This window comes from Arenimonas terrae, from assembly GCF_006265115.1.
GTDB classification, from domain to species: domain Bacteria; phylum Pseudomonadota; class Gammaproteobacteria; order Xanthomonadales; family Xanthomonadaceae; genus Arenimonas; species Arenimonas terrae.
This window is the reverse complement of the sequence record NZ_SMDR01000005.1, coordinates 90,494-113,082: the sequence shown is the minus strand read 5'-3', so window position 1 is coordinate 113,082 and position 22,589 is coordinate 90,494. Positions and strand designations below refer to the sequence as shown.

Genomic DNA, 22,589 nt, shown 5'->3' with positions numbered 1-22,589 from the left:
CAGCGGGGATGCGGGCCGCGGCTATACTAGCCCGCTTTGGACATGGCGAAACGGCGATGACCGCACCGACCTTCCAGGAACTGATCCTCCGGCTCAACCAGTACTGGGCCGACCAGGGCTGCGTCCTGATCCAGCCGCTCGACCTCGAGGTCGGCGCCGGCACCTTCCACCCCGCCACCTTCCTGCGCGCGCTCGGGCCCGAGCCCTGGAACGCCGCCTACGTGCAGCCCTGCCGCCGCCCCACCGACGGCCGCTACGGCGAAAACCCGAACCGCCTGCAGCGCTACTACCAGTACCAGGTGGTGCTCAAGCCCAACCCCGACAACATCCTCGAGCTCTACATCGGCTCGCTGAAGGCGCTGGGCATCGACCCGCTGGTGCACGACCTGCGTTTCGTCGAGGACAACTGGGAATCGCCGACGCTGGGCGCCTGGGGCCTGGGCTGGGAAGTCTGGCTCAACGGCATGGAAGTCACCCAGTTCACCTATTTCCAGCAGGCCGGCGGCCTGGAGTGCCGGCCGGTGACCGGCGAGATCACCTATGGTTTGGAACGTCTCTGCATGTACCTGCAGAACGTGGACAACGTCTTCGACCTGGTCTGGACCCGCGGCCCGCACGGCGACGTGACCTACCGCGACGTCTACCACCAGAACGAAGTCGAGCAGAGCACCTACAACTTCGAACACGCCGACGTGACCGAACTCTTCCACCGCTTCGATGCCTGCGAGAAGGAAGCGCTCAAGCTCGTCGAGCTCGGCCTGCCGCTGCCAGCCTACGACCAGGTCTGCAAGGCCAGCCACAGCTTCAACCTGCTCGACGCCCGCCGCGCGATCAGCGTGACCGAACGCCAGCGCTACATCCTGCGCGTGCGCAACCTCTCGCGCGCGGTCGCCGAAGCCTATTACGCCCAGCGCGAGAAGCTCGGTTTCCCGGGCCTGAAGAAGACCACGGAGGCCGCGAATGGCTGATTTCCTGCCCCTGCTGATCGAGCTCGGCACCGAGGAGCTGCCGCCCAAGGCCCTGCCCGAGCTCGCGCAGGCCTTCCACGACGGCGTGCTCAAGGCCCTGGCCGCGCGCCGCATCGAAGTGAAGGCCGACGCCGGCGACCAGCCCGCACGCGCGCTGTACACGCCGCGCCGCCTGGCGAGCTTCCTGCCGGCTGTGGCCGTGCAACAGCCCGTGCAGCACAGCGAAGTGCTGGGGCCGTACCTCAACATCGGCCTGGATGCGAGCGGCAACCCGACCCCGGCCCTGCTCGGCTTCGCGCAGAAGAGCGGCCTGGACTGGCAGAAGCTCGAGCGCGTCACCGACGCCAAGGGCATGCGCTTCGTCGCGCGCAGCTCGCGGCCGGGCGCGGCCACGATCGACCTGCTGGGCGAGATCGTCAACGAAGCGGTCAAGGGCCTGCCGATTCCCAAGCCGATGCGCTGGGGCAATCGCGACATCGCCTTCGTGCGGCCGGCGCACTGGCTGGTGATCCTGTTCGGCCGCGAGGCCGCCAAGGCCGAAGTGCTGGGCCTGAAGGCCGACCGCATGAGCCGCGGCCACCGTTTCCACCACGACAAGGGCGTGTGGCTCAACGAGGCCGGCGAATACCTGCAGGCGCTGCGCGAGGCCAAGGTGCTGGCCGACCCGCGCGAGCGCCGCGAGCGCGTCCGCGCCGAGATCGCCGCCGCCGCGCGCGAGGCCGGCGGCACCGCGCGGGTACTGCCCGAACTGCTGGAGGAAGTGAACTGCCTGGTCGAATGGCCCAAGGCCATCCTGTGCAGCTTCGAGGCCGGTTTCCTGCGCGTGCCGCAGGAAGCGCTGATCTCGACCATGGAGAGCAACCAGAAGTTCTTCCCGGTGCTCGACACCGACGGCAAGCTCAGCGAGAAGTTCATCGGCATCGCCAACCTCGAGAGCAAGGACCCGGCGCAGATCCGCCTCGGTTACGAGCGGGTCATCCGCCCGCGGTTCGCCGACGCGCAGTTCTTCTTCGACGAAGATCTCAAGCAGGGCCTGGCTTCGATGGCCGAGGGCCTGAAGACGGTGACCTACCAGGCCAAGCTGGGCAGCGTCGCCGACAAGGCCGCGCGCGTGGCGCACCTGGCCGAGATCGTCGCGCTCAAGGCCGGCGCCAACGCCGACCATGCGCGGGTTGCCGCGCTGCTGGGCAAGGCCGACCTGCAGAGCCGCATGGTCAACGAGTTCCCGGAACTGCAGGGCATCGCCGGGCGCTACTACGCCGCGGCCGCCAAGCAGCCGGCCGACGTCGCCGCCGCCATCGACGAGGCCTACCAGCCGCGTTTCGCCGGCGACGCGATCGCGCCCTCGAAGCTGGGCCAGGTGCTGGCCATCGCCGAGCGCCTGGACACGCTGGCCGGCGGCTTCGCCGCGGGCCTCAAGCCGACCGGCAACAAGGACCCGTTCGCACTGCGGCGCAATGCGCTGGGCCTGGCGCGCACGATCATCGAGGCGGGGCTGGACCTGGACCTGGTTGTGCTGCTCGACGCCGCCGCCAAGTCTCTGCCGGCCGGGCTGACGCTGGATACGGCCGAGCTGCAGGAATTCATCCTCGACCGCCTGCGCGGCTACTACGCCGACCAGGGGGTGCCGTCCGTGCAGTTCGACGCCGTCGCCGACGTGCGCCCGGCCTCGCTGCTCGACTTCGACCGCCGCCTGAAGGCGATCGCCGAGTTCGCCAAACTGCGCGAGGCCAGCTCGCTGGCCGCGGCCAACAAGCGCATCCGCAACATCCTCAAGAAGGTCGAGACGGCGATCCCGGCCTCGGTCGACGCGTCGAAGCTGGTCGAACCCGCCGAGCAGTCGCTGCACGGCGCGCTGGCGACCGCGCTCGTCGACACCGACCCGCTGCTGGCCAAACGCGACTACGTCGGCACGCTCAAGCGCCTGGCCCAGCTGCAGGGCCCGGTCGACAACTTCTTCGAGCGCACGATGGTGATGGCCGACGACGCGGCCCTGCGCGACAACCGCCTGGCCCTGCTCAAGCAGGTCGCGGACCGGTTCGCGGCGGTGGCGGCGGTGGAGCAGCTGTCGGCCAGCTGAGTTGGGTGGGAAACGGAAAAAATAGGAAGTAGAAGTGAAGCGAGGAAGTAGGAAGTAGGGAAGAGCCGCACTTCGCCTCTCTCTACTTCCTACTTCCTCGCTCCACCCACTACTTTCTCCGCTCAGTACACGTCGCGCCGGTACCGCCCGCTTTCAGCCAGCTGCTCCACCGCTTCGGCACCCAGCACCTCGACCAGCACCGCCTCCACCCCGGGCGCCATGCCCTGCAGGCTGCCGCAGACGTAGATCGCCGCGCCCTGCTGCATCCACTCGCGCAGGCGCGCCGCCTGTTCGCGCAGGCGCTGCTGCACGTAGATGCGCTCGGGCTGGTCGCGCGAGAACGCGTAGTCCACGTGCGCGAGGAAACCCTGGGCCTGCGCCGAGGCGATCTCGTCGCCGAAGTAGGCATCGTGGTCGCGGCAGCGCTCGCCGAACAGCAGCCAGTTGCGGCGATGGCCGGCGGCGATGCGGGCGCGCAGCAGCGCGCGCAGGCCGGCGATGCCGGTGCCGTTGCCGACCAGGACCAGCGGGCGCGCATCGGCTGGCGCGTGGAACCCGGGATTGCTGCGCACGCGCACGGCGACCGGCGCACCGAGCCGGGCGTCGCGGGTCAGCCAGGCCGAACCCAGGCCCAGGCGGCCGTCGGGGCGGAACAGGCGCCGCACCAGCAGCTCCAGGCGGCCGTCGGCGGGCAGCGAGGCGATCGAATATTCGCGATGCGGCAGCGGCTCCAGCGTATCGGCCAGCGCCTGCGCGTCGAGCGCGCGGGCGGCACCGGCGTCCGGCAGCCGCGAGGCGGCGAGGGCGGCGCCGAGCGTGGTGGTGTCGCCCTGCCACTGCACGGCGGCGGAGGCCAGGTGGCCGCTGGCCAGCAGCAGCGCGGCGACGTCGGTTTCGGCGTTGCGCGGACCGACTTCGACGATATCGCCGGCGCGCCAGTCGGCATCCGCCGGTGGCTGCAGCGCCAGCCGGTAGACCTCGCCGCCCGGGCTGCCCGGATTGAGGTGCTCGCGCGCCAGCAGCGGCCAGGCCTGATAGCGCGGCGCGCTCCAGTCGGGAAGGTCGGCGTGGCCGGCGAGCACGGACAGATGGTGCTGCCAGTGGCGCAGCGCACCGGCGTCGCCGTTGTCCACTTCGACGGTGTCGAACAGCGGCGTGGCGCCGTGGTGCCGCAGCCAGTGCTCGAGCGCGTGGCCGAAGCCGCAGTAGTGTTCGTAGCTGCGGTCGCCCAGGGCCAGCAGGCCGTACTGCAGGCCACCCAGCGTCGCGGGCGCGCCGAGCACGCGGCGCGCGAAACCGCGCAGCGCGTCCGGCGGCTCGCCTTCGCCGAAGGTGCTGGCGACGACCAGCAGGCGCGGGGTTTTCGCCAGCGTCGCGGCATCCAGCGCGGCCAGCGGCAGCACGCGCGCGCCCAGGCCGCCGGCCTGCAGGCTCGCGGCGGTCTGCCAGGCCAGGCGTTCGGCGGTGCCGGTCTGGCTGGCGAAGGCGACCAGCACCTGGTCCTTCTCGGAGGTGGCCGGCGCCAGCGCGGCGGCCGCTTCGCGCGCCGCGCGCTTCTTGCGGCGGCGGTCGAGGTAGAGCATCCAGCCGGTGATCGCGAACAGCGGCATCGCCAGGCTGGCGAGCATGAACAGCACCAGGCCCGTCAGGCCGAAGAAGGCGCCGCTGTGCAGCGGGAAGATGCTGGCCATGATCTTCTGGCCAAAGGGTTTGCCGTCATAGCGTTCGTGCGCGGTGATCGCCCACGTGCCCGGCTCGAGCACCAGCCGGTTGTTCGCGCGCTCGTGCGCGGGATCGGGATCCTGATAGACGAATTCGACCGGCTGCCCCGGCCCGCCCGGCAGGCGCAGGGTGAGGCTCGAATACTCCGGCACCACCGCCGCGAAAGCGGCGAAGGCCGCGGCGACATCGAGCGCTGTGGCCGTCGCTTCCACCGCGCGGCGCTCTCCCTGCCCGCCTGCCTCGCGCCCCATGCCCGCGCGCTGCCCGCCGTCGCGCGGCGGCGCTCCCGCGCCCGGCCCACCACGCTGCGCCGGCACCGGCGTGCCGGTGATCGTGTACAGCCCGTTGCGGTACCAGTCGTAGGACCAGAACAGGCCGGTCAGCGCCATCACCAGATAGGCCACCAGCACCCAGGTGCCGACCACCGAATGCAGGTGCCACAGGAAACTGCGGCCCTTCTGCGCCCAGTCCAGGCGGAGCCAGGCGCGCCAGTCCAGCCACTTGCGCGGCCAGCGCAGGTAGAGGCCGGAGAGGCAGAAATAGATCAGCGCCAGCGTGGACGCGCCGACAATCTGCTTGCCCACCGCATCCATCGCCAGCCAGCGGTGGATCTGCATCGTGAATCGGAAGAAGTCTTCGCCCACGGGCTGGCCGAGCAGTTCGCCGGTGTACGGGTTCACGTAACGGGTTTCGCCGCGCACGCGGCCGCCGGGGCCGGGTTTGGCGTCGGGGGCTGGGGCGAAACCCACGCGCGCGCTTTCTTCCGGATCGCCGGCGAGGCTGAGCGACTGGATCGTCTTGCCGGGCGCGGCGGTGGCGATGCGCGCCAGCAGTTCGGCCGGCGTCAGCGCCTGCGCTTGCGGCGCCACCGTCATCACGCCGGGGTTCATCGCCTTGAGCAGGTCGTGTTCGAAGGACAGCATCGCGCCGGTGACGCCGACCACCGCCAGCACCACGCCCGCGGTGATGCCCAGCAGCCAGTGCAGCTGGAAGATCAGGTTCTTGAACATGGGACCGGGCTCAGGCGTCCGACCAGCGGCGCAGCAGGTTGTGGTAGACGCCGGTCAGCTGCACCAGCGCGGGATTGCCCGGCGCGGCGACGGTGAGGCGCTGGATGGCGAGGTCGAGTTCGAACAGTTCGCGGCGCTGGCCGGCGTCGCGCACCAGGCTCTGGGTCCAGAAGAAGCAGGCGATGCGCTCGCCGCGGGTCACCGGCGTCACCTGGTGCAGGCTGGTGCCCGGGTACAGGACCAGGTCGCCGGCGGCCAATTTCACGCGCTGGGTGCCGTAGGTGTCCTGGATGACCAGTTCGCCGCCCTCGTATTCCTCGGGCGCGCTGAGGAAGAGCGTGGACGAGACGTCGGTGCGCACCGGCACCTGGGCGCCGTTGGCGCCGCGCTCGTAGCGGATGGCGTTGTCGACGTGGAAACCGAAGGACTGCCCGCCGGCGTAGCGGTTGAACAGCGGCGGATAAATTCGCCGCGGCAGCGCCGCGCTGAAGAACAGCGGGCTGCGGCCGAGCGCATCGAGCACCCGGCCGCCGAGTTCGCGCGCCACCGGGTCGTTGTCCGGCAGCTGCGCGTTGTCCTTGGCCTGGGCCGACTGGTAGCCCGCGGTCAGCTTGCCGTCGGCCCAGCCGGCGCCGGCGAGCCGCTGCCGGAACTCCGCCACCTGTTCCGCATTGAGGACGTTCGGTACGTGCAGCAGCATTGGCGGCTCCGGGTGGGCCCGCCGCGCGGCGGGCGTGCCTTGGATCGGTCAGAACTGGTAGGTGGCGCTGAGCACCAGCGAACGCGCCTCGCCCGGCGTGGCCCAGCCGTTGTTGCGCACGCGGGTGAAGTACTGCTTGTCGAACAGGTTGTTGGCGTTGAGCTGCAGCGCCAGCTGCTCGTTGATCTTCCAGGCCACCATCGCGCGGTGGGTGGTGAAGCCCTTCACATCCGGGACGTTGGCCACGCGACCGCCGTCGAAGCTGCCCTGGTAGGTGATGCCGTAACCGACGGTCCACTGCGGCGCGAAGGCATAGGTGGTCCAGAGGTTGGCGGACTTCTCGGGGGTGTTGACGATGCGACGGCCGGCCTCCGGGTCCGGATTGGCGGGCGTGTTGGTGCAGCCGGGCGCACCCGGGTTCGCCAGGCAATGGTCGGATACCGACTGCAGGATTTCGCTGTCGAGGAAGGTCGCGTTGGCGAAGATCGACCAGGCGTCGGTGAGGTTGCCGGCGACGCCGACCGAAATGCCGTCAACGCGCGCCTCGCCGTCCAGGGTCTGTTCGATCGCCACGCCCGAGACCGGGTCGAAGTCGGCGACCTTGTAGTTTTCGCGGTCGTTGCGGAAGACCGCCGCGGTCAGCGCGAGGCGCTGGTCGACCAGGTCCCACTTCGTGCCCAGCTCGATGTTGACCGCCGACTCGGGCTCGACGTTGCAGGTGAGCGCGGTGCAGCTGCCGTTGACCGAGGTCTTGGACGGCGTCTTGCTGTTGGCGTAGCTCAGGTAGACGCTGCCGTTCTCGGCCGGCTTGAACACCACGCCGGCGCGGTAGGAGAACAGGTTTTCATCGTTGGTGAAGGTCGGGCCCTTGCCGGTGATGGTGCCGATGCCGGGGATGGCCGGCTGGCCCAGCGCCGGTGCGGCCACGACGGTCCAGCTGCCGTTGCTGCCTTCGTTGCGCTCGTAGCGCGCGCCCAGGTTCAGCATCCACTGTTCGCTGAACTTCAGCGTGTCGAACACATAGACTGCAGAGTTGCTCAGCTCCCCCTCACTGCGGCCGGTGAGCGTGTAGTTGACCGGGCCGGTCCACAGCGAATCCGGGTCCGACAGGTCCATCACCGGCAGCGGCACCAGGGTGCCGTCGAGGTTGCGCAGCAGGCTGCCGGTGTCGAGGTCGAAGGTCTCGCGGGTGAACTGCATGCCGACCACCATCGCGTGTTCGATGCCGCCGGTGCCGAAGCGCGCGGTGAGGTCGGTCTGGCTGGTCGCCATGCCGTTTTCGGTGTCGCGCTGCAGGCCGCGCGGGCCGCTGGGCTGGTAGGTACCGGGCGCGGCGCAAGCGGCGCCCGTGGCCGGGTTGATGCCGCTGTCCAGGCACCAGGTGCCCTGCACGGCGTCGACCACGGTGGTCTGCTCGACGCGCTGGTAGCGCAGCAGGCTGCGCAGGCTCACGTTTTGATTGAAGTCGTGTTCGAACACGCCGGTGATCGTGTCGTTTTCGATCTCCTGGCGGTCGAGGTTGTGGTAGCCGTAGTAGCCCTCGACGTCGGCGCCGGGCAGCAGGCCGCCGTAGGCCGGGAAGTAGGGCACGCCGTACTGCGGCACGTTGTCGTCGCGCTGGATGTAAGCGCTGAGCGTGAAGCGGGTATCCGAATCCAGGGCCAGGCCCAGCGAGGGCGCGAAGCCCCAGCGTTCGAACTTCTCGAAGTCGCGGCCCGGCACGTCGTTCTGGTGCACCATCGCGTTCAGGCGCAGCGCGGTCTGCTCGCCGATCACCTGGCTGCTGTCGGCGGTGATGCGGCCATAGCCGTCGGTGCCGGCGCCGACGGTGAGCATGCTGAACTCCTCCAGCGACGCGGCCTTGCTGACCAGGTTGATGTTGCCGCCGACCGAACCGGCGCCCGAATACACCGAGTTGGCGCCGTTCACCAGCTCCAGCGCTTCGAGGTTGAAGTTGTCGGTGCGGCTGTACTGGGCGCTGTCGCGCACGCCGTCCACGGTGATGTCGGTGTTGGCGCTGAAGCCGCGCAGGTTGATGCTGTCGCCGTAACCGCCACCGCCCTCGCCCGCGCCGAAGGTGATGCCCGGCAGGGTGGTCAGCACGTCGCGCAGGCTCAGCAGGCCCTGCTGGTCCATCGTGGCCTTGTTCACCACGGTGATCGTCTGCGGCGTGTCGATCAGCGCCTCGGTGTATTTCGGCGAGGCCGGCTTGTCCACGCGCTCGCCGGTGACCTCGATGCCGTCCAGGCGGGTCGCGTCGGCGGCGCCATCCGGCGCCATGCCGGCTTCGGCATAGAGGTCCGCGCTGGGCGCGGCGGCGGCCGGCAGGACGGCGGCGGCGAGGGCCGAGGCGATGGCAAGCGAAACGAGGCGGGGCGCCGGCAGGCGGCGGGCCGTCGGAGAGGCGATGGACATGCGGAGTTCTTCCCTGAGGGTCGGTAGCTTGGCCGATCCGGCTAGCTAATGCGAATCAATCTTATTTGCACAAGCCTCCGGGCGCAAGAGGGGGCGGGATTCCCGGGCCTGGGGTCGAGCGTCGGCGCACCCGCACGCCGGGGCGCGGCCCGCGGTCAACGCCGGGCCGGGCCGGCCTGCCGGCCTGATCGGCAACACCATCGTCGCGAAGCCCGAACATCCGCAGCGGTTATCCTTGCCGCGCATGCCGATATCGCCCCCCGCCCGCCTGCTGCTCGTCGCCGCCCTGCTGCTGTCCGCACCCGCGGCCTGGGCGCTGGAGCTGCAGGCGGTGGAGATCCGCGGCCTGGACGACGAGGAGATGCGCGACAACGTCTCCGACGCGCTGTCGCTGCAGCGCCTCAATCCCAACCGGCGCAAGTCGCTGAGCGAAAGCCGCCTGTCCTACCTGCTGCGCCGCGCCCCGCGCGAGGCCCGCGCCGCGTTGGAGCCGTTCGGGTATTACGATCCGGAGATCCGCACCGAGGTGCAGCGCGAGGGCGAACAGGTCACCGTGCAGGTGACCATCGCGCCCGGCGAGCCGGTGCGCGTTCGCCGCCGCGACCTCAGCCTCACCGGCCCGGCCGAGGCCGACAGCGCCCTGATGCGCCGGCTCGAGCGCTTCCGTCCGCGCGCCGAGCAGCCCTTCCACCACGGCACCTACGAAGACAGCAAGGCGGCGATGGACCGCGCCCTGGCCGAGCGCGGTTACTTCGACGCGGAGCAGGCCGTGCACCGCGTCACCGTCAGCCGCGCCGAACGCGCCGCCGACATCGAACTGGCCTGGACCAGCGGCGAACGCTACCGCCTGGGCAACGCGAGCTTCAAAGGCCACCAGTTCCGCCCCGGCCTGCTCGAGAAGCTGGTGCCCTGGACGCCCGGCCAGGCCTACGACCAGAAGGAACTGCTGGCCCTGCAGAAGTCGCTGTCCGAGCTCGACTACTTCAGCGCCATCGACATCACCGCCGACCCCAAGGCCGCCGACGCCGAGCGCCGCATGCCAGTGAAGGTGGCGCTGGCCCCGGGCAAGCGCAGCATCTACTCCGCCGGCGTGCGCTACGGCACCGACACCGGCCTGGGCCTGACCTTCGGCCTCGAGCGGCGCTGGGTGAACAACCGCGGCCACAAACTGCGCAGCCTGGCCAGCCTGGCGCAGCGCCGCAGCGACGTCACCGTGCAGTACCGCATCCCGGCCTTCGCCTGGCTCGACGGCTGGTACACCGCTTCGGCCAGCGCGCGCGAGGAAGAGATCGACGGCATCAACAACCAGCTGTTCGAACTCGTGGGCAGCCGCAGCGGCCGCCTGGGCAAGTGGAACCTGACCGCGGCGATGAACTTCCGCCGCGAGCGCTTCGAGGACGCCGAGACCGGCTTCGACTACGCCTACAGCACGCTGGTCTATCCCTCGCTGTGGGCGCAGTGGAGCGAGGCCGACGACCTGCTCTACCCGCGCCGCGCGCTGGGGCTGACGCTGGAGCTGCGCGGCGGCAACACCGCCCTGGGCTCGGACATCGACTTCCTGCAGATGCGCGCCGAAGGCCGCTGGATCCGCGGCTTCGGCCGCCGCAACCGGCTGCTGCTGCGCGCCGAGGCCGGCACCACGATCAGCGGCGAATTCCCCGACTTCCCGCCCTCGCTGCGCTTCTACGCCGGCGGCGACCGCAGCGTGCGCGGCTATGGCTACAAGGAGATCGGCCAGTACATCGAAGACCCGACCGGCCGCCGCTACGTGTTCGGCGGCAAGCACCTGGCGGTGTTCAGCGCCGAGTTCGAGCGCATGTTCACCCGCGAATGGGGCGGCGCCGTGTTCGTGGACGCGGGTGACGCCTTCGACGAGACCTTCGAGGCCGAAGTCGGCGTCGGCGTCGGCCTGCGCTGGCGTTCGCCGGTGGGGCCGGTGCGGCTGGACGTGGCGCACGGCTTCGGCGACGCGGCGCAGCAGAGCGTGCGCCTGCACCTCAACATCGGGCCGGACCTGTGAGCGCGCCCGCCGCGAAACCGCCGCGCAGCTTCGCCCGCCGCTGGTCGCGGCGCCTCGGCCTGGGCTCGGGCCTGCTGGCGCTGGCGACGCTGGCCCTGCTGCTCTGGCTGCTGCAGACCACGGCCGGCCGCGACACCCTGCTCGGCCGCGTGCTCGGCCTGCTGCCGCCGGATTCGCTGAGCTGGCAGCGCGCCGAAGGCACGGTCAGCGGGCCGCTGGAACTGTTCGGCGTGCGCTATTCGCACGACGGCGTCACCTTCACCGCCGAACGCGTGCTGCTCGATCCCGACGTGCTGCCGGTGCTCGGCCGCCGCCTGCAGCTCGACCGCCTGGAAGTGGACGGCGCCGTGCTGGTGCTGCCGCCGAGCGTGGATGAGCCCTTCGCCCTGCCGACCTGGCCCGAGGTGCTGCCGCGCCTGCCGATGCCGCTGCGCATCCGCAGCGAACGCCTGGACGTGGACGGTCTGCGCATCGAACGCGACGACACGACGCTGATCGACATCGCGACGATCGAGGCCAGCGCCCTGCGCCTGGTCGGCGATGGTTTCGAGGCCGATGCGCTGGCGCTCGACAGCAACCGCGGCCGGCTCACGCTCAAGGGCGAGTACCGCCCGGACCGCAACTTCCGCACCGACCTCGCCGCGACCTGGGCGGTCGCCGCCACCGATACCGCACCGGCCGCGAACCTGCAGCTGAGCGCGAAGGGCGACCTGGACGAGATGAGACTCGACCTCGCCGGCCGCGCCCCGCAGCCGCTTTCGCTCAGCCTCGACCTGCGCGAATCGGCAGCCGTGCCGGTGTGGACGTTCGCCTCGCACTCGGAAGGTTTCGACCCCGCGCTGTTCGGCGCCGCGCCCGGCGAAATCCTGGCCTGGCAGCTCGACGCGAACGGCCGCGGCGGCGAAGCGCAGCTGCAGGGCGAAGTCATCCGCGGCGACTGGCGCATCGGCATCGAATCTTCCCGGCTGGTGCTGGCCTCGCAGATGCTGCGCGCCGAGCCGCTGAAACTTGTGCTGCCCCAGGGGCCTCTGCAGCTCGAGGGCAAGCTGCTGGTGGACGGCGACCACGCCGCCTTCGACACCGTGCTGCGCAGCCCGGGCCTGCGCCTGGAGCCGGCGACCACCGAGCCCGGCGCGAGCGCGGTGACGGCCCGCGGCGAACTGCATGCGGCCGGCACCTTCGACCACTGGTCGCTGGCCGGCGACGCCACGCTCGCGCGCGCCGGCGAAGAAGCGCAGGTGCAACTCGAAGGCATCGGCGACGGCGAGCAGCTGGCGCTGCGCACGCTGCGCGCCGACACGCCCACCGGTTCGCTCGACGGCCGCGGCACCGTGCGCTGGGCGCCGGCGCTGGCCTTCGAACTCGAGGCCGCGCTCGCCGGCTTCGACCCGGGCTATTTCCTGCCCGACTATCCCGGCGCGCTCAGCGGCGACCTGGTCGCCGACGCGACGCAGCGCGACGACGGCCAGTGGACGGGCAAAGCGCGCGTCGAGAATCTGTCCGGCGAACTGCGCGACCGCGCGGTGTCCGGCCGTCTGCTCGCCGACTGGAACGGCGACCGCGGCAGCGGCGAAGCCGACCTGCGCATCGGCGGCAGCGTGCTCGGCGTTCGCGGCGGCTTCGGCGCGGTGTACGACCTGCAGGCGCAGTTCGCGCCGCTGGACCTGTCCGACCTGGTCGCCGGCGCCAGCGGCCTGCTCGACGGCAACCTGCAGCTGCGCGGCCCCGCGGACGCGCTCGACTATGCCGCCGAACTGCAGGGCGCCGGTCTGGTCTGGAACGGCCAGCGCGCTGATCGCCTGCGCCTGTCGGGCACCCTGCCCGCGCGCGGCGACTCGGGCGCGTTCGAAGTATCGGGCGAAGGCCTGCAGCTCGCCGGCCTCGCGCTCGATCGCCTTGACGCGCGCGGCACCGGCAGCCTGGCGGCGATGCAGCTGCAGGGCGCGGCGTCCGGTGAGCTGGGCGAGCTGTCGCTGGCCGGCAATGTCGCGCGCAGCGGCGCCGAATGGCGCGGCCGGATCGAGCAGCTGCGCCTGGCCGCCAAGCAGGCGCCGGTGCTGACGCTGGAGAACGGCGCCGGCTTCCGCTACGGCCCCAACGTGCTGCAGCTCGACCGCAGCTGCCTGGTCGCCGAAGCGATGAGCGGCCGGCTCTGTCTGGCCGCGCAGGGCGACAGCGCGACGATCGAAGGCGAATCCGTGCCGCTGGCGCTCGCCCAGCCCTGGCTGACGCCGGACCAGGACCTCGTGCTGCAGGTCGACGGCACGCTCGACCTGCGCGCCGACCTGCGCCGCGGCCGCGACGGCGCCTGGCGCGGCGAGGGCCAGCTCACGTCCGCCGAAGGTGCGCTGCGCCTGGACGAAGACCTCGAACGCGACGTGTTCGGGTATACGAACCTGGTCGTGCAGCTGCAGCTGGACGGCGACGCGGTGGACGGCGAACTCAGCGCCGCGCTCGCCGACAACGGTTCAGTCCGCGCCCGCCTGCGCACCGGCCTGGCCGACACCGCCACGATGGACGGCGAACTGCAGCTCGACGTGCGCGACCTGACCTGGCTGGAGCTGTTCTCTGAAGATCTCGCCGGCCCGACCGGCCGCCTGCAGGGCCGGCTGCTGATCGCCGGCACGCGCGCCGAACCGGCGTTTTCGGGCCAGGCGCGGCTGCAGCAGTTCGCCGCCGAACTGCCCGCGCTGGGCCTGAAGCTGCGCGAGGGCGAGGCCGACCTCGCCGGCACCGCCGACGGCGCCGTGCGCGTGGACGGACGCGTCGCGTCCGGCGACGGCGTGCTGCGCCTGGACGGCAGCCTGAACTTCCGCGACGACACCGCGCCGCTGCAGCTGGTGCTGGTGGGCGAGAAGGTGACGCTGGCCAGCACGCCCGAGCTCTACGTCATCGCCAACCCCGACCTGACGCTGCGCTGGCTCGGCGGCGGCCTGGAAGTGCGCGGCACGCTCGACGTGCCCGAGGCGCGCGTGGACCTGGAGGCGCTGGACTCCGACGTCACGATTTCGCCCGACGTGGTGGTGGTCGATCCCCTCGACGGCCCGCGCGAACGCGCGACGCCGCTCGACCTCGACTTCGCGGTGACCCTGGGCGAGAACGTGAAGCTGAAGGGCTTCGGCCTGGACGGCGCGATGACCGGCCGCCTGGCCCTGCGCGAAGCGCCGGGCCGCCGCGCCGTCGCCACGGGCACGCTGCAGGTCACCGGCAAGTACCGCGCCTACGGCCAGGCGCTGACCATCGAGCGCGCGCGCCTGGGCTTCGCCGACTCGCCCTACGACAATCCCACGCTCGACATCCGCGCCGAACGCGAGTTCGACGAGGTCACCGTCGGCGTGCAGGTGCGCGGCACCGCGCGCCGCCCGGAAACCACCGTGGTGTCGTCGCCGGCGATGGAAACCAGCGAGGCGCTGTCCTGGCTGGTGTTCGGCCGTCCGCTCAGCACCACCACCAGCAACGAAAGCGAACAGCTCAGCGCCACCGCCCTGGCCCTGGGCGCCGGCGGCAACCTGGTCGCGCAGCAGCTCGGCGCCCAGCTGGGCCTGGACGAAGCCGGCGTCACCGATTCGCGCAACCTCGGCGGCGCCACCTTCACCATCGGCAAATACGTGTCGCCGCGCCTGTTCCTGAGCTACGGCGTCTCCCTGATCGGCAGCGGCCAGGTGGTGACGCTGAAGTACCTGCTGACGCGCGGCTTCGACATCAGCATCGAGCAGGGCAACGAGAGCGCGGCGTCGTTGAACTGGCGGCGGGAGCGGTAGACGGGATAGAGCGTTGGCCTCAGCGGCTTTCGTGGATGCTCTTGAGATCGATGACCGGATGGCCGCCGTCTTCCGATCTCCTGACGCGCCCGGTGAAGAAGACTTTCCTCTCCACCACGCAGACGATCCTTCTGCCTGCCGCCTCGCAGTCACGCGTCCATTTCTCGCGAAGAGCGTCATAGCTTGGAACACCCCAGGCACGCCCAAGATCAATCCCGTTCGCCTCAGCCCCGCAGGCCTCATCGACGAAGAACGACAAGTTGGCGCCGTCCGTCTTGTAGATTCCCGAGGACCGCACTAGGGCACCGACCACGGCGTCTCCCGCGGCATTGATCTGGCAGATCGTCATCTCATTGGCTGCTTTCCGGGCTGAGCTCGCGTGGCAAGCGGCCAAGAGCAGGACCATAATTCCCGCGGGGATCGACTTCATTCGGGACTCCTGGACAACGAGGCGAAAACGGCCCTCCGGACGGCCGCCTCAGGCAATTTCCTGCGCTCCAGGCCGCGCCCGATCCGTCGGCGGAATCAGGCAGTCAAGGTAACGCTTGAACTCTTTCTCGTATTGCTCTTTTGCCGCGATCTCGCTTTCCGGAATCAAGACACGGGCATCCGCCTTGCAGCGCGCTTCTGCCGCCCGGACCCGTTCCACGCATTTCCTTTCCGAGAGCCGGGCCGCGGCCTGCAGCTCCGGCAGTTTGCACGACATCTGGATGCGCCCTGAAAGAAACTCAAACATTTGCTCGCGGCCAACGGGATACGTGGGAACGGTTTGCCCTGCCGGATCGCCGGCTGGCCCCTTCGACACGGTCACGTCGGATTGCACCGCCTCGCCGTTCGCGACGCCCGGGCCGCCCATCGCGGCCACCAGAAGAACCAGGACACCGGCCATGTCCCACCCACCGCTCATGCGTTAGCTCCCGCGGACCCGTTCCGAGGGTCAGCTTCAGTGCGCTCGGACGCAATCTAACGCAATGCCGCCTCGGCCGCCGCCTGGAGCTGCGCCATCATCGCCAGGTACGGCCCCGGCCCGTGGCTGATGCGTGCGACGCCGATGGCGGCCAGGCGCGCGTTCGAGGGCGTGCCGCCGCCGACCATCACGTTCACCGGCAGCGGGCTCTGGCGCACCACGCTGGCGATCAGCGCTTCGTCCACCAGGCCCGGCACGAACAGGCCGTCGGCGCCGGCGGCGGCATAGGCCTGCGCGCGTTCGATCGCCTGCGCCACCATCGCTTCGTCGTGCGCATCCGCCGGCTTCTGGAAGAACACGTCGGTGCGGGCGTTGAGGAAGAAGTCGTGGCCGCCGGCTTCGGCGGCGCGGCGGGCGGCGGCCAGGCGTGCGGCCTGTTCGGCGACCGGGCGCAGCTTGCCGTCGGCCGGGAAACTGTCCTCGATGTTCGCGCCGATCGCACCGGCGGCGATGGCCAGCGCGACCGTGCGGCCGACGGCCTCGGCGTCCGCGCCGTAGCCGCTTTCCAGATCGACGCTCACCGGCAGGGCGGTCGCGCCGACGATGCGCGCGAGATTGGCCAAGGCCAGCTCCAGCGGCACCTTCTCGCCGTCGGGAAAGCCATTGGCCGCGGCCACCGACCAGCTGCCGGTGGCGATCGCCGCCGCGCCGGCCTTGGCGATCGCGCGCGCCGTGCCGGCGTCCCAGGCGTTGAACAGCACCAGCGGCTGGCCCGGCACATGCAGGCGGCGGAAGGTGGCGGCGTGATCGGCGTGGGTCATGGTCGTTTCCGTGTCTGGGTTCGGGAACGATCATCGGGATCGAACTGCGCCGCCGCAATGACCTGCCAGGTCATGGCCGGCGGATGCTGTGTTGCGCGCTTCGGCCACGCAAAGAAAAAGGCCGCCCCGGAGGGCGGCCTTTCCCGACACGATGACGCGATGGATCAGAAGGTGGTGCGCAGGCCCAGGCTGATGCTGTTGCGCTCCTGGCTGTCGTCGCTGAAGCGGCCGGTGTAGGCGAAGAAGCCGGTCACGTTCTCGCTGAAGCCCCAGTTGAAGCCGATGTCGGCGCTGATCCAGTCCTGCGACGGGGTGTAGCCGCCCAGGGTGAAGCGGCCCGGCATCGAGTTCGAACCGGCGTTGACCACCACCTGGTCGTCCTCGCTCTCTTCGTTGTAGGCCACGCGCGCGTACGGACGGAAGCCGTCGGCGGTGCCGCCCATCAGCTGGTAGCCGACGCGGCTGACCATCGAATCGCGGTCGAAGCCGCGGAAGTTCATCGAGGTCGCGGTGCCGTTGTCTTCGCTGTAGCCGTCGATTTCCTGCTTGATCCACTGCGCGCCCAGGAACGGGCCGTGCTGGACGCCGCCGGCCTGGCCGAACAGCCAGCCGAAGCCGACTTCGGCGCCGAGCTGCTGGGCGCTGGTGGAGCCGGTTTCGATGCGGGTGGTCGGGCCGAGCTCGATGTAGCGCTCGATGTCGACGCTGGTGCTGCCGCCGCTGATCGCACCGCTCAGGTAACCGCCGCCGCCGAAGCGCAGGGCACCGTGCAGCGAGGCCAGCACCGGACGGCTGTCGAGGTTGGCGCCGGCGACGTCGTTGTCGTGGTTGCCCAGGCTGACCGCGACGCCCCAGTAGGCGTTGTCGCTGGCGCGGTGGTTGGCGCCCAGGGTCAGGGTCATCACGTCGGCGCTGCCGGCGGTGACCGCCGAGGTGCCGTCGAAGTCCTGCTCGCCGTACTGCACCGTCGCGTAACCGCGCACGCTGCCCACTTCGCGGTCGAGCTGGAAGTCGGACATCAGTTCGTCGGTGACCGAGCGGCTGTGGTTCTCGGCGGCCTGGATGCCGCCTTCGCCCGCGTACGACACCTGCACCGGCGCCGATAGGGTCGACAGCACCACGTTGGCCAGCATGCGGTGGGCCGCGCCGGTCGGGTGCACGCCGTCGGCGAACAGGAAAGTCTCGTTGGTGCCCGGCTGGTAGGTCGCCGGCAGGCCGGAACCGGCCGGGCCGCAGGCCACGGAGTTGGCCGGCGCGCAGGCGGTGCCGGTGATGTTGGTGAAGCCGTACAGGCCCGGGTTGGCGCGGATCTCGTTGATCAGGCCGAAGGTGTTGATCGGGATGATGCCGTCGCCGAGCTGGGCCAGGCCGGTGGCGAACGCGGTGTTGTACACCACGGTGATCTGGCTGATCGTGCCGGCCGCCGGGTTGGTGGCGAACTGGGGCGTCACGCCGAGGTCGGGCAGGTTGTAGACGATGATGTAGTTGGCGCCGGCGGCCTGCAGGCGGCCGATCTGCTGCACGTAGGCGGTGGCGGCGGCGACGGTGGCCGCCTGCGCGGTGGCCGGGTTGCCGAGCGCGGCGAAGATGTCGTTCGCGCCGCCCCAGACGCTGTAAAGCGCGTTCGGATCGGCGGCGTTGCTGCGCGGCGCCAGGTACTGCGTGATCTGGGTCGGGATGTTCGGCACCGGGTTGAGGCAGGCACCGGCCGCGTTCACGCAGGCGCCGCCCCAGGCGTAGTTGGAACCGCCGGCAAGCGAGTTGGTGCCCGGCAGGCCGAAGGCCGCCGCGATGATTTCGGCCGCGACCGGATCCGGATTGGTGGTGAAGCTGTTGCCGGCCGGCAGGCCGCTGAACTGGGCGATGTTGCCCGAGTCGCTGAGGCTGTCACCGAACACGACGAAGCTGCTGAACTCTTGCGCCTGGGCGGCGCCGGCGCAACCGAGCGCCAAGGCAACGGCGCCGGCCAAACGATGGAAACGGGGCATGGGAAAACTCCTGTCGGGGCTTATGGGTTGTACGACCACGAGCCCAGGGTCTCCTTCGGCGCCACCGTGCTTGCGCCGGTGCCGCTCCCTCCCCTTGAGCCGCTGCCTGTCTCCTCCGGACATCGGTCCGGGGGAGGCCGCATCACCTTAATCCAAAGGCCGATTCCATACCACCGGGTACAGTGCAAATCGCTCAGGGCCGGACCGAAACGCCCCGCAGCCGGGGCCGGCCGGCCACGATGTCGGTCCAGGCCAGCAAGGCCGCGCCGTCCTGCAGCTGCAGGCGGGGAAAGCCGGTGGCCCGGCCGCGGCCGGTGACGTCGGCGACCTTCCGGCGGAAGTGTTCTGCGGCGAGGTCATGGCCGTAGCGCGCCAGCCACAGGGACTGCCGGCCGCGGTCCTCTTCCAGCCACGCGACCCAGACCCCGGTGCTGTCGGCGGCCAGGTCGACGCGGCCGTGCTGGGCCGGGCCTTGGGCGACGAGCCTCATGGGCCCGAACCGGCGGCCCGCGTCGGTCGACGCAGCGAGGCGGATCGAAGGCGCGCCGCCCGCGGCGGTGTACCAGGCCACCCAGGCCTGGCGGCCGCGTGCGGCGATGGCCGGACCGTTCACCGGGCAGGCCGGCATCACCCAGCGGTCGGCGTGCACGATCACCGGCGCCGACCAGGCCTTGCCGTCGAAGCGGGCGACGGCGATGTCGCGCACTTCGCCTTCGGCGCGGTCGCGGTAGGCGAGCAGCAGGCCGTCCGCGCCGGCGGCGGCGTCGGTCTGGCAGCAGTCGCAGGTGCTGGCGTCGAGTTCGCTGTCGCTGCGCTTGCGGCCGTCGCGGCCGAAGGTGGCGGCGCGCAGCGTCATCGCGCCGCCGCCGTGGCCGCCGTGGTCGTGGCCGCCGCCGGTGTGGCGGCCGTCGAGCCAGGCGATGCCCAGGGTGTGTTTGTCCTGGGCCCAGAGGCTTGCGAAACCGTGTTCGGTCGGTGTGCCGTCGTCGTGCACCGGCGTCGCCGCGGTCCAGGTGGCGCCGCCGTCGGTCGAACGCTGCAGGCGCACGTCGTAGGCATAGGTGGCGACACCGTTTTTCACCAGGGTGTGCGCCCACAGGCTGCCGTCGGGCAGCGCCTGAAGCGCGGGGAAGTCCGCCCAGTTCACGAACCAGTCGTCGCCCTGGGCGATCGTGCGCGGCGCCGACCAGCCGGTCGCGGCATCGTGCCGCGCGAAGGCCAGCCGATGGCCGCCGTCCTTGCGGCGCTCGATCCAGCTCAGCAGCAGGTCGCCGTCGGGCGCGACAGAAAGATTGGGCTGGGCCGATCCGGGCGGCGCGGGCAAGGCCCAATCGGCGACGGTGGCGGCCGGGGCCAGGGTGGGAACCAGCAGCAGCGCGAGCAGGGTTTTCATCGCCGCAATCTACCGCCCGTGCGCTGAGCCGTCATCTTCGCGGCGGTGGTGGCGGTAGTCGAAGCGCTCGTGCAGGGCCTGCCGTTGGCCGCGGAAGCGCCGCGCTTCCCAGGCCAGCGCGCGCCACGACAAGTCCAGCACCAGGGCCAAGGCCAGGCCGCCGAAGATGCCGCCGACCACCAGCGCATCGACATAGGGACCCAGCGGGGTGGCGCGGTCGCCGAAACCGGCCAGTCCGATCAGCCAGCGCCCGAGTGCATGCGTGCCGACGTAGATCGGCGCCAGCGTCAGCGGGTTGGTGATCATCTGCAGCGCGATCATCACCGTCAGGTTGCCGCGCACGAGGATCGCCAGCGCCAGTCCGATGACGACCTGCAGTCCGTACACCGGCAGCAGCGCCAGCACCCCGCCGGCATACAGCGAGGCCAGCACCTGCGGCCGCTTGAACGACCAGAGGTAGGGCCGACGCCGCGCGGCATCGGCGAACCACTTGATCACCGGGTAGCGGTCGACGTTCGCGCGCCGCGGCAGCGGCCGCAGCCAGCGCCGCAGCCGGCGCCGGCGCGCCAGCCATTGGCGGTGCAGCGGATGCGAACGGACCGGCATGGCGGGTGCGGCGCGCGCCGCTCAGGCGACGCGGCGGCCGCGCTGTTTGGCCAGCCGCACCAGCAGCAGCGAGATCGCCGCCGGCGTCATGCCGGGAATACGCTGCGCCTGGCCGATGGTTTCCGGCCGCACCTTGGCCAGTTTGCCCTGCAGTTCGGCAGACAGGCCGGGAATGCCGGCGTAGTCGAAGTCGGCCGGAATGCGGCTGTCCTCGTTCCGGCGGCTGCGTTCGATCTCTTCGCGCTGGCGCTCGAGGTAGCCGGAATATTTCACGCCGATCTCGACCTGCTCGGCGACGGCGGCATCGTCGACCGCAGGCTGCAGCGAAGGCAGTGCGGTCAGCTGCGCGTAGTCGAGCTCGGGGCGCTTCATCAGGTCCAGCGCCGTGGCCTCGCGGGCCAGCACGATGCCGGTCGCCGCTTCGAGTTCGCGCGCGAGCGTGCCGCCCGGCGCAGCCCAGATCGCCTGCAGGCGCGCGCGTTCACGCTCGACGGCCTCGGCCTTGCGCGAGAACGCCGCCCAGCGGGTTTCGTCGACCAGTCCCAGCTCGCGGCCGACCGGCGTCAGGCGCGCATCGGCATTGTCCTCGCGCAGCTGCAGCCGGTATTCGGCGCGGCTGGTGAACATGCGGTAGGGCTCGGTGGTGCCGTGCGTGACCAGGTCATCCACCAGCACGCCCAGGTAGGCCTCGTCGCGGCGCGGCGACCAGGCCACGCGCTGCAGCACGTGGCGGGCGGCGTTGAGCCCGGCCAGCAAGCCCTGGGCCGCTGCCTCTTCGTAGCCCGTGGTGCCGTTGATCTGGCCGGCGAAGAACAGCCCGGCGACCAGCTTGGTTTCCAGCGAGGCCTTCAGCCCGCGCGGATCGAAGTAGTCGTATTCGATGGCGTAACCCGGCCGGGTGATGTGCGCGTTTTCGAAGCCCCTGATCGAACGCACCAGCTCGAACTGCACTTCATAGGGCAACGAGGTGGAGATGCCGTTGGGATAGATCTCGTGCGTGTCCAGGCCCTCGGGCTCGATGAACACCTGGTGCGAGGCCTTGTCGGCGAAACGCACCACCTTGTCCTCGATCGAGGGGCAGTAGCGCGGACCCACGCCCTCGATCACGCCCGAATACATCGGCGAGCGGTCCAGGCCGCCGCGGATGATCTCGTGCGTGCGCTCGGAGGTATGCGTGATCCAGCAGCTGACCTGGCGCGGATGGTCGGCGGCGCTGCCCAGGAAGGAGAACACCGGCACCGGCGTGTCGCCCGGCTGTTCGGCCAGTCCCTCGTAATCGATGCTGCGGCCGTCGATGCGCGGCGGCGTGCCGGTCTTGAGCCGGTCCACGACGAACGGCCGTTCGCGCAGGCGCTGCGCCAGCGTCGTCGCGGGCGGATCGCCGGCGCGGCCGCCGGGATAGTTCACCAGGCCGACGTGGATGCGGCCGGCGAGGAAGGTGCCTGCGGTCAGCACCACCGCGCGCGCGCCGAAGCGCAGGCCGCTCTGGGTGATCACGCCGGTGACGGTATCGCCTTCGATCACCAGGTCGTCCACCGCCTGCTGGAACAGATCCAGGTTTGGCTGGTTCTCGACGATGCGCCGGATCGCCTGCTTGTACAGCACGCGGTCGGCCTGGGCGCGGGTGGCGCGCACGGCCGGGCCCTTGCTGGCGTTGAGGGTGCGCCACTGGATGCCGGCGGCGTCGGCGGCGCGCGCCATGGCGCCGCCCAGGGCGTCGATCTCGCGCACCAGGTGGCCCTTGCCGATGCCGCCGATGGCCGGGTTGCAGCTCATCTGTCCGACCGTCTCGAGGCTGTGCGTGAGCAGCAGCGTGCGTGCACCCGCACGCGCGGCCGCCAGCGCGGCCTCGGTGCCGGCGTGGCCGCCGCCGATGACGATGACGTCGTAGCTCAACATGTGACCGGGTTCCTGGTTCGCGCCGGGCGCGGAGGGGGCGCGGATGGGGCGCTGATTATTGCGCGCCGCCGGTCCGGCCGCACTTGGCCGGGTTGGCACGGTTCCTGCTTTTACTCAATGGCACCTGCCACGGCCAAACGCCGGGGGGCGTCGACCAGACTGAACAGGGGCTGGTCAGGCGCGTGACAGGGATGCCAGGGCTGGTAGCTCCCGGGGGGGAGCTACCAGCCCTTTTTTTTGCGTCCGATGCAGGGATCCGCGGCTTTGCGCGGCGGATCGGAAGAAAAGTCGGCGCCCGG

14 protein-coding genes are annotated in these 22,589 nt (G+C 70.8%); 4 read left to right on the top strand and 10 right to left on the bottom strand.

The window, feature by feature from the left end; genetic code table 11:
* Nucleotides 1-56 precede the first annotated feature (56 nt).
* Together glyQ and glyS are read left to right on the top strand one after the other, a co-directional pair.
* Complete coding sequence (gene glyQ, locus E1B00_RS15145; RefSeq protein ID WP_139450345.1) at nt 57-968, top strand: glycine--tRNA ligase subunit alpha; 912 nt, start codon at nt 57-59, stop codon at nt 966-968.
* Complete coding sequence (glyS, locus tag E1B00_RS15140; protein WP_139450343.1) at nt 961-3,048, top strand: glycine--tRNA ligase subunit beta; 2,088 nt, start codon at nt 961-963, stop codon at nt 3,046-3,048. Before glyQ ends, glyS begins: the two co-directional genes overlap by 8 nt.
* Before the next feature lie 122 nt (nt 3,049-3,170).
* Here the strand turns inward: glyS and E1B00_RS15135 are convergent, their stop codons facing one another.
* From E1B00_RS15135 to E1B00_RS15125, 3 genes are read right to left on the bottom strand one after another with little or no spacing between them, the layout of a single operon-like run.
* The gene (locus E1B00_RS15135; RefSeq protein WP_139450341.1) at nt 3,171-5,780 is read right to left on the bottom strand and encodes a PepSY domain-containing protein; all 2,610 of its coding nucleotides are present in this window, start codon (nt 5,778-5,780) and stop codon (nt 3,171-3,173) included.
* Between the two features lie 10 nt (nt 5,781-5,790).
* Nucleotides 5,791-6,480 (bottom strand): Fe2+-dependent dioxygenase, encoded by a 690-nt coding sequence (locus E1B00_RS15130; RefSeq protein WP_139450339.1) that lies wholly within the window; start codon nt 6,478-6,480, stop codon nt 5,791-5,793.
* 48 nt (nt 6,481-6,528) lie between these two features.
* A complete protein-coding gene (locus tag E1B00_RS15125; RefSeq protein ID WP_139450337.1) occupies nt 6,529-8,895 on the bottom strand; it encodes a TonB-dependent receptor in 2,367 nt (788 codons plus the stop codon).
* Between the two features lie 244 nt (nt 8,896-9,139).
* On the opposite strand from E1B00_RS15125, the gene E1B00_RS15120 reads away from it, so the two are divergent.
* Nucleotides 9,140-10,915 carry an autotransporter assembly complex protein TamA gene (locus E1B00_RS15120; protein ID WP_139450335.1) on the top strand — a complete coding sequence of 592 codons (1,776 nt, stop codon included), beginning with the start codon at nt 9,140-9,142 and terminating at the stop codon, nt 10,913-10,915.
* Nucleotides 10,912-14,676 carry a translocation/assembly module TamB domain-containing protein gene (locus E1B00_RS15115; RefSeq protein WP_139450333.1) on the top strand — a complete coding sequence of 1,255 codons (3,765 nt, stop codon included), beginning with the start codon at nt 10,912-10,914 and terminating at the stop codon, nt 14,674-14,676. Before E1B00_RS15120 ends, E1B00_RS15115 begins: the two co-directional genes overlap by 4 nt.
* Nucleotides 14,677-14,695: 19 nt before the next feature.
* Here E1B00_RS15115 and E1B00_RS15110 read toward each other — a convergent pair whose 3' ends face one another.
* The 7 genes from E1B00_RS15110 to mnmG form a co-directional block, all read right to left on the bottom strand.
* A complete protein-coding gene (locus tag E1B00_RS15110) occupies nt 14,696-15,106 on the bottom strand; it encodes a hypothetical protein (RefSeq protein ID WP_139450331.1) in 411 nt (136 codons plus the stop codon).
* Nucleotides 15,107-15,154: 48 nt separating this feature from the next.
* Nucleotides 15,155-15,565: a hypothetical protein gene (locus E1B00_RS15105; protein WP_139450329.1), complete on the bottom strand. Its 411-nt coding sequence runs from the start codon at nt 15,563-15,565 to the stop codon at nt 15,155-15,157.
* A gap of 74 nt (nt 15,566-15,639) precedes the next feature.
* Nucleotides 15,640-16,404: an isocitrate lyase/PEP mutase family protein gene (locus tag E1B00_RS15100; RefSeq protein ID WP_139450327.1), complete on the bottom strand. Its 765-nt coding sequence runs from the start codon at nt 16,402-16,404 to the stop codon at nt 15,640-15,642.
* A gap of 164 nt (nt 16,405-16,568) precedes the next feature.
* On the bottom strand, nt 16,569-18,392 hold the full coding sequence (locus tag E1B00_RS15095; protein WP_176693290.1) for an autotransporter domain-containing protein: 1,824 nt from the start codon (nt 18,390-18,392) through the stop codon (nt 16,569-16,571).
* 193 nt (nt 18,393-18,585) lie between these two features.
* Entirely contained in the window at nt 18,586-19,785 is a 1,200-nt protein-coding gene (locus E1B00_RS15090) for a sialidase family protein (protein ID WP_139450323.1), read from the bottom strand.
* A 9-nt stretch (nt 19,786-19,794) separates the two neighbouring features.
* A complete protein-coding gene (locus E1B00_RS15085) occupies nt 19,795-20,391 on the bottom strand; it encodes a DUF2062 domain-containing protein (protein ID WP_139450321.1) in 597 nt (198 codons plus the stop codon).
* 21 nt (nt 20,392-20,412) lie between these two features.
* The gene (gene mnmG / locus E1B00_RS15080; RefSeq protein WP_139450319.1) at nt 20,413-22,290 is read right to left on the bottom strand and encodes a tRNA uridine-5-carboxymethylaminomethyl(34) synthesis enzyme MnmG; all 1,878 of its coding nucleotides are present in this window, start codon (nt 22,288-22,290) and stop codon (nt 20,413-20,415) included.
* Nucleotides 22,291-22,589: the final 299 nt, after the last annotated feature.

Coding starts and splice junctions, on each gene's coding strand:
- glyQ (WP_139450345.1), top strand. CDS start 57: ATGACCGCACCGACCTTCCAGGAACTGATCCTCCGGCTCAACCAGTAC.
- glyS (WP_139450343.1), top strand. CDS start 961: ATGGCTGATTTCCTGCCCCTGCTGATCGAGCTCGGCACCGAGGAGCTG.
- E1B00_RS15135 (WP_139450341.1), bottom strand. CDS start 5,780: ATGTTCAAGAACCTGATCTTCCAGCTGCACTGGCTGCTGGGCATCACC.
- E1B00_RS15130 (WP_139450339.1), bottom strand. CDS start 6,480: ATGCTGCTGCACGTACCGAACGTCCTCAATGCGGAACAGGTGGCGGAG.
- E1B00_RS15125 (WP_139450337.1), bottom strand. CDS start 8,895: ATGTCCATCGCCTCTCCGACGGCCCGCCGCCTGCCGGCGCCCCGCCTC.
- E1B00_RS15120 (WP_139450335.1), top strand. CDS start 9,140: ATGCCGATATCGCCCCCCGCCCGCCTGCTGCTCGTCGCCGCCCTGCTG.
- E1B00_RS15110 (WP_139450331.1), bottom strand. CDS start 15,106: ATGAAGTCGATCCCCGCGGGAATTATGGTCCTGCTCTTGGCCGCTTGC.
- E1B00_RS15105 (WP_139450329.1), bottom strand. CDS start 15,565: ATGGCCGGTGTCCTGGTTCTTCTGGTGGCCGCGATGGGCGGCCCGGGC.
- E1B00_RS15100 (WP_139450327.1), bottom strand. CDS start 16,404: ATGACCCACGCCGATCACGCCGCCACCTTCCGCCGCCTGCATGTGCCG.
- E1B00_RS15095 (WP_176693290.1), bottom strand. CDS start 18,392: ATGCCCCGTTTCCATCGTTTGGCCGGCGCCGTTGCCTTGGCGCTCGGT.
- E1B00_RS15090 (WP_139450323.1), bottom strand. CDS start 19,785: ATGAAAACCCTGCTCGCGCTGCTGCTGGTTCCCACCCTGGCCCCGGCC.
- E1B00_RS15085 (WP_139450321.1), bottom strand. CDS start 20,391: ATGCCGGTCCGTTCGCATCCGCTGCACCGCCAATGGCTGGCGCGCCGG.
- mnmG (WP_139450319.1), bottom strand. CDS start 22,290: ATGTTGAGCTACGACGTCATCGTCATCGGCGGCGGCCACGCCGGCACC.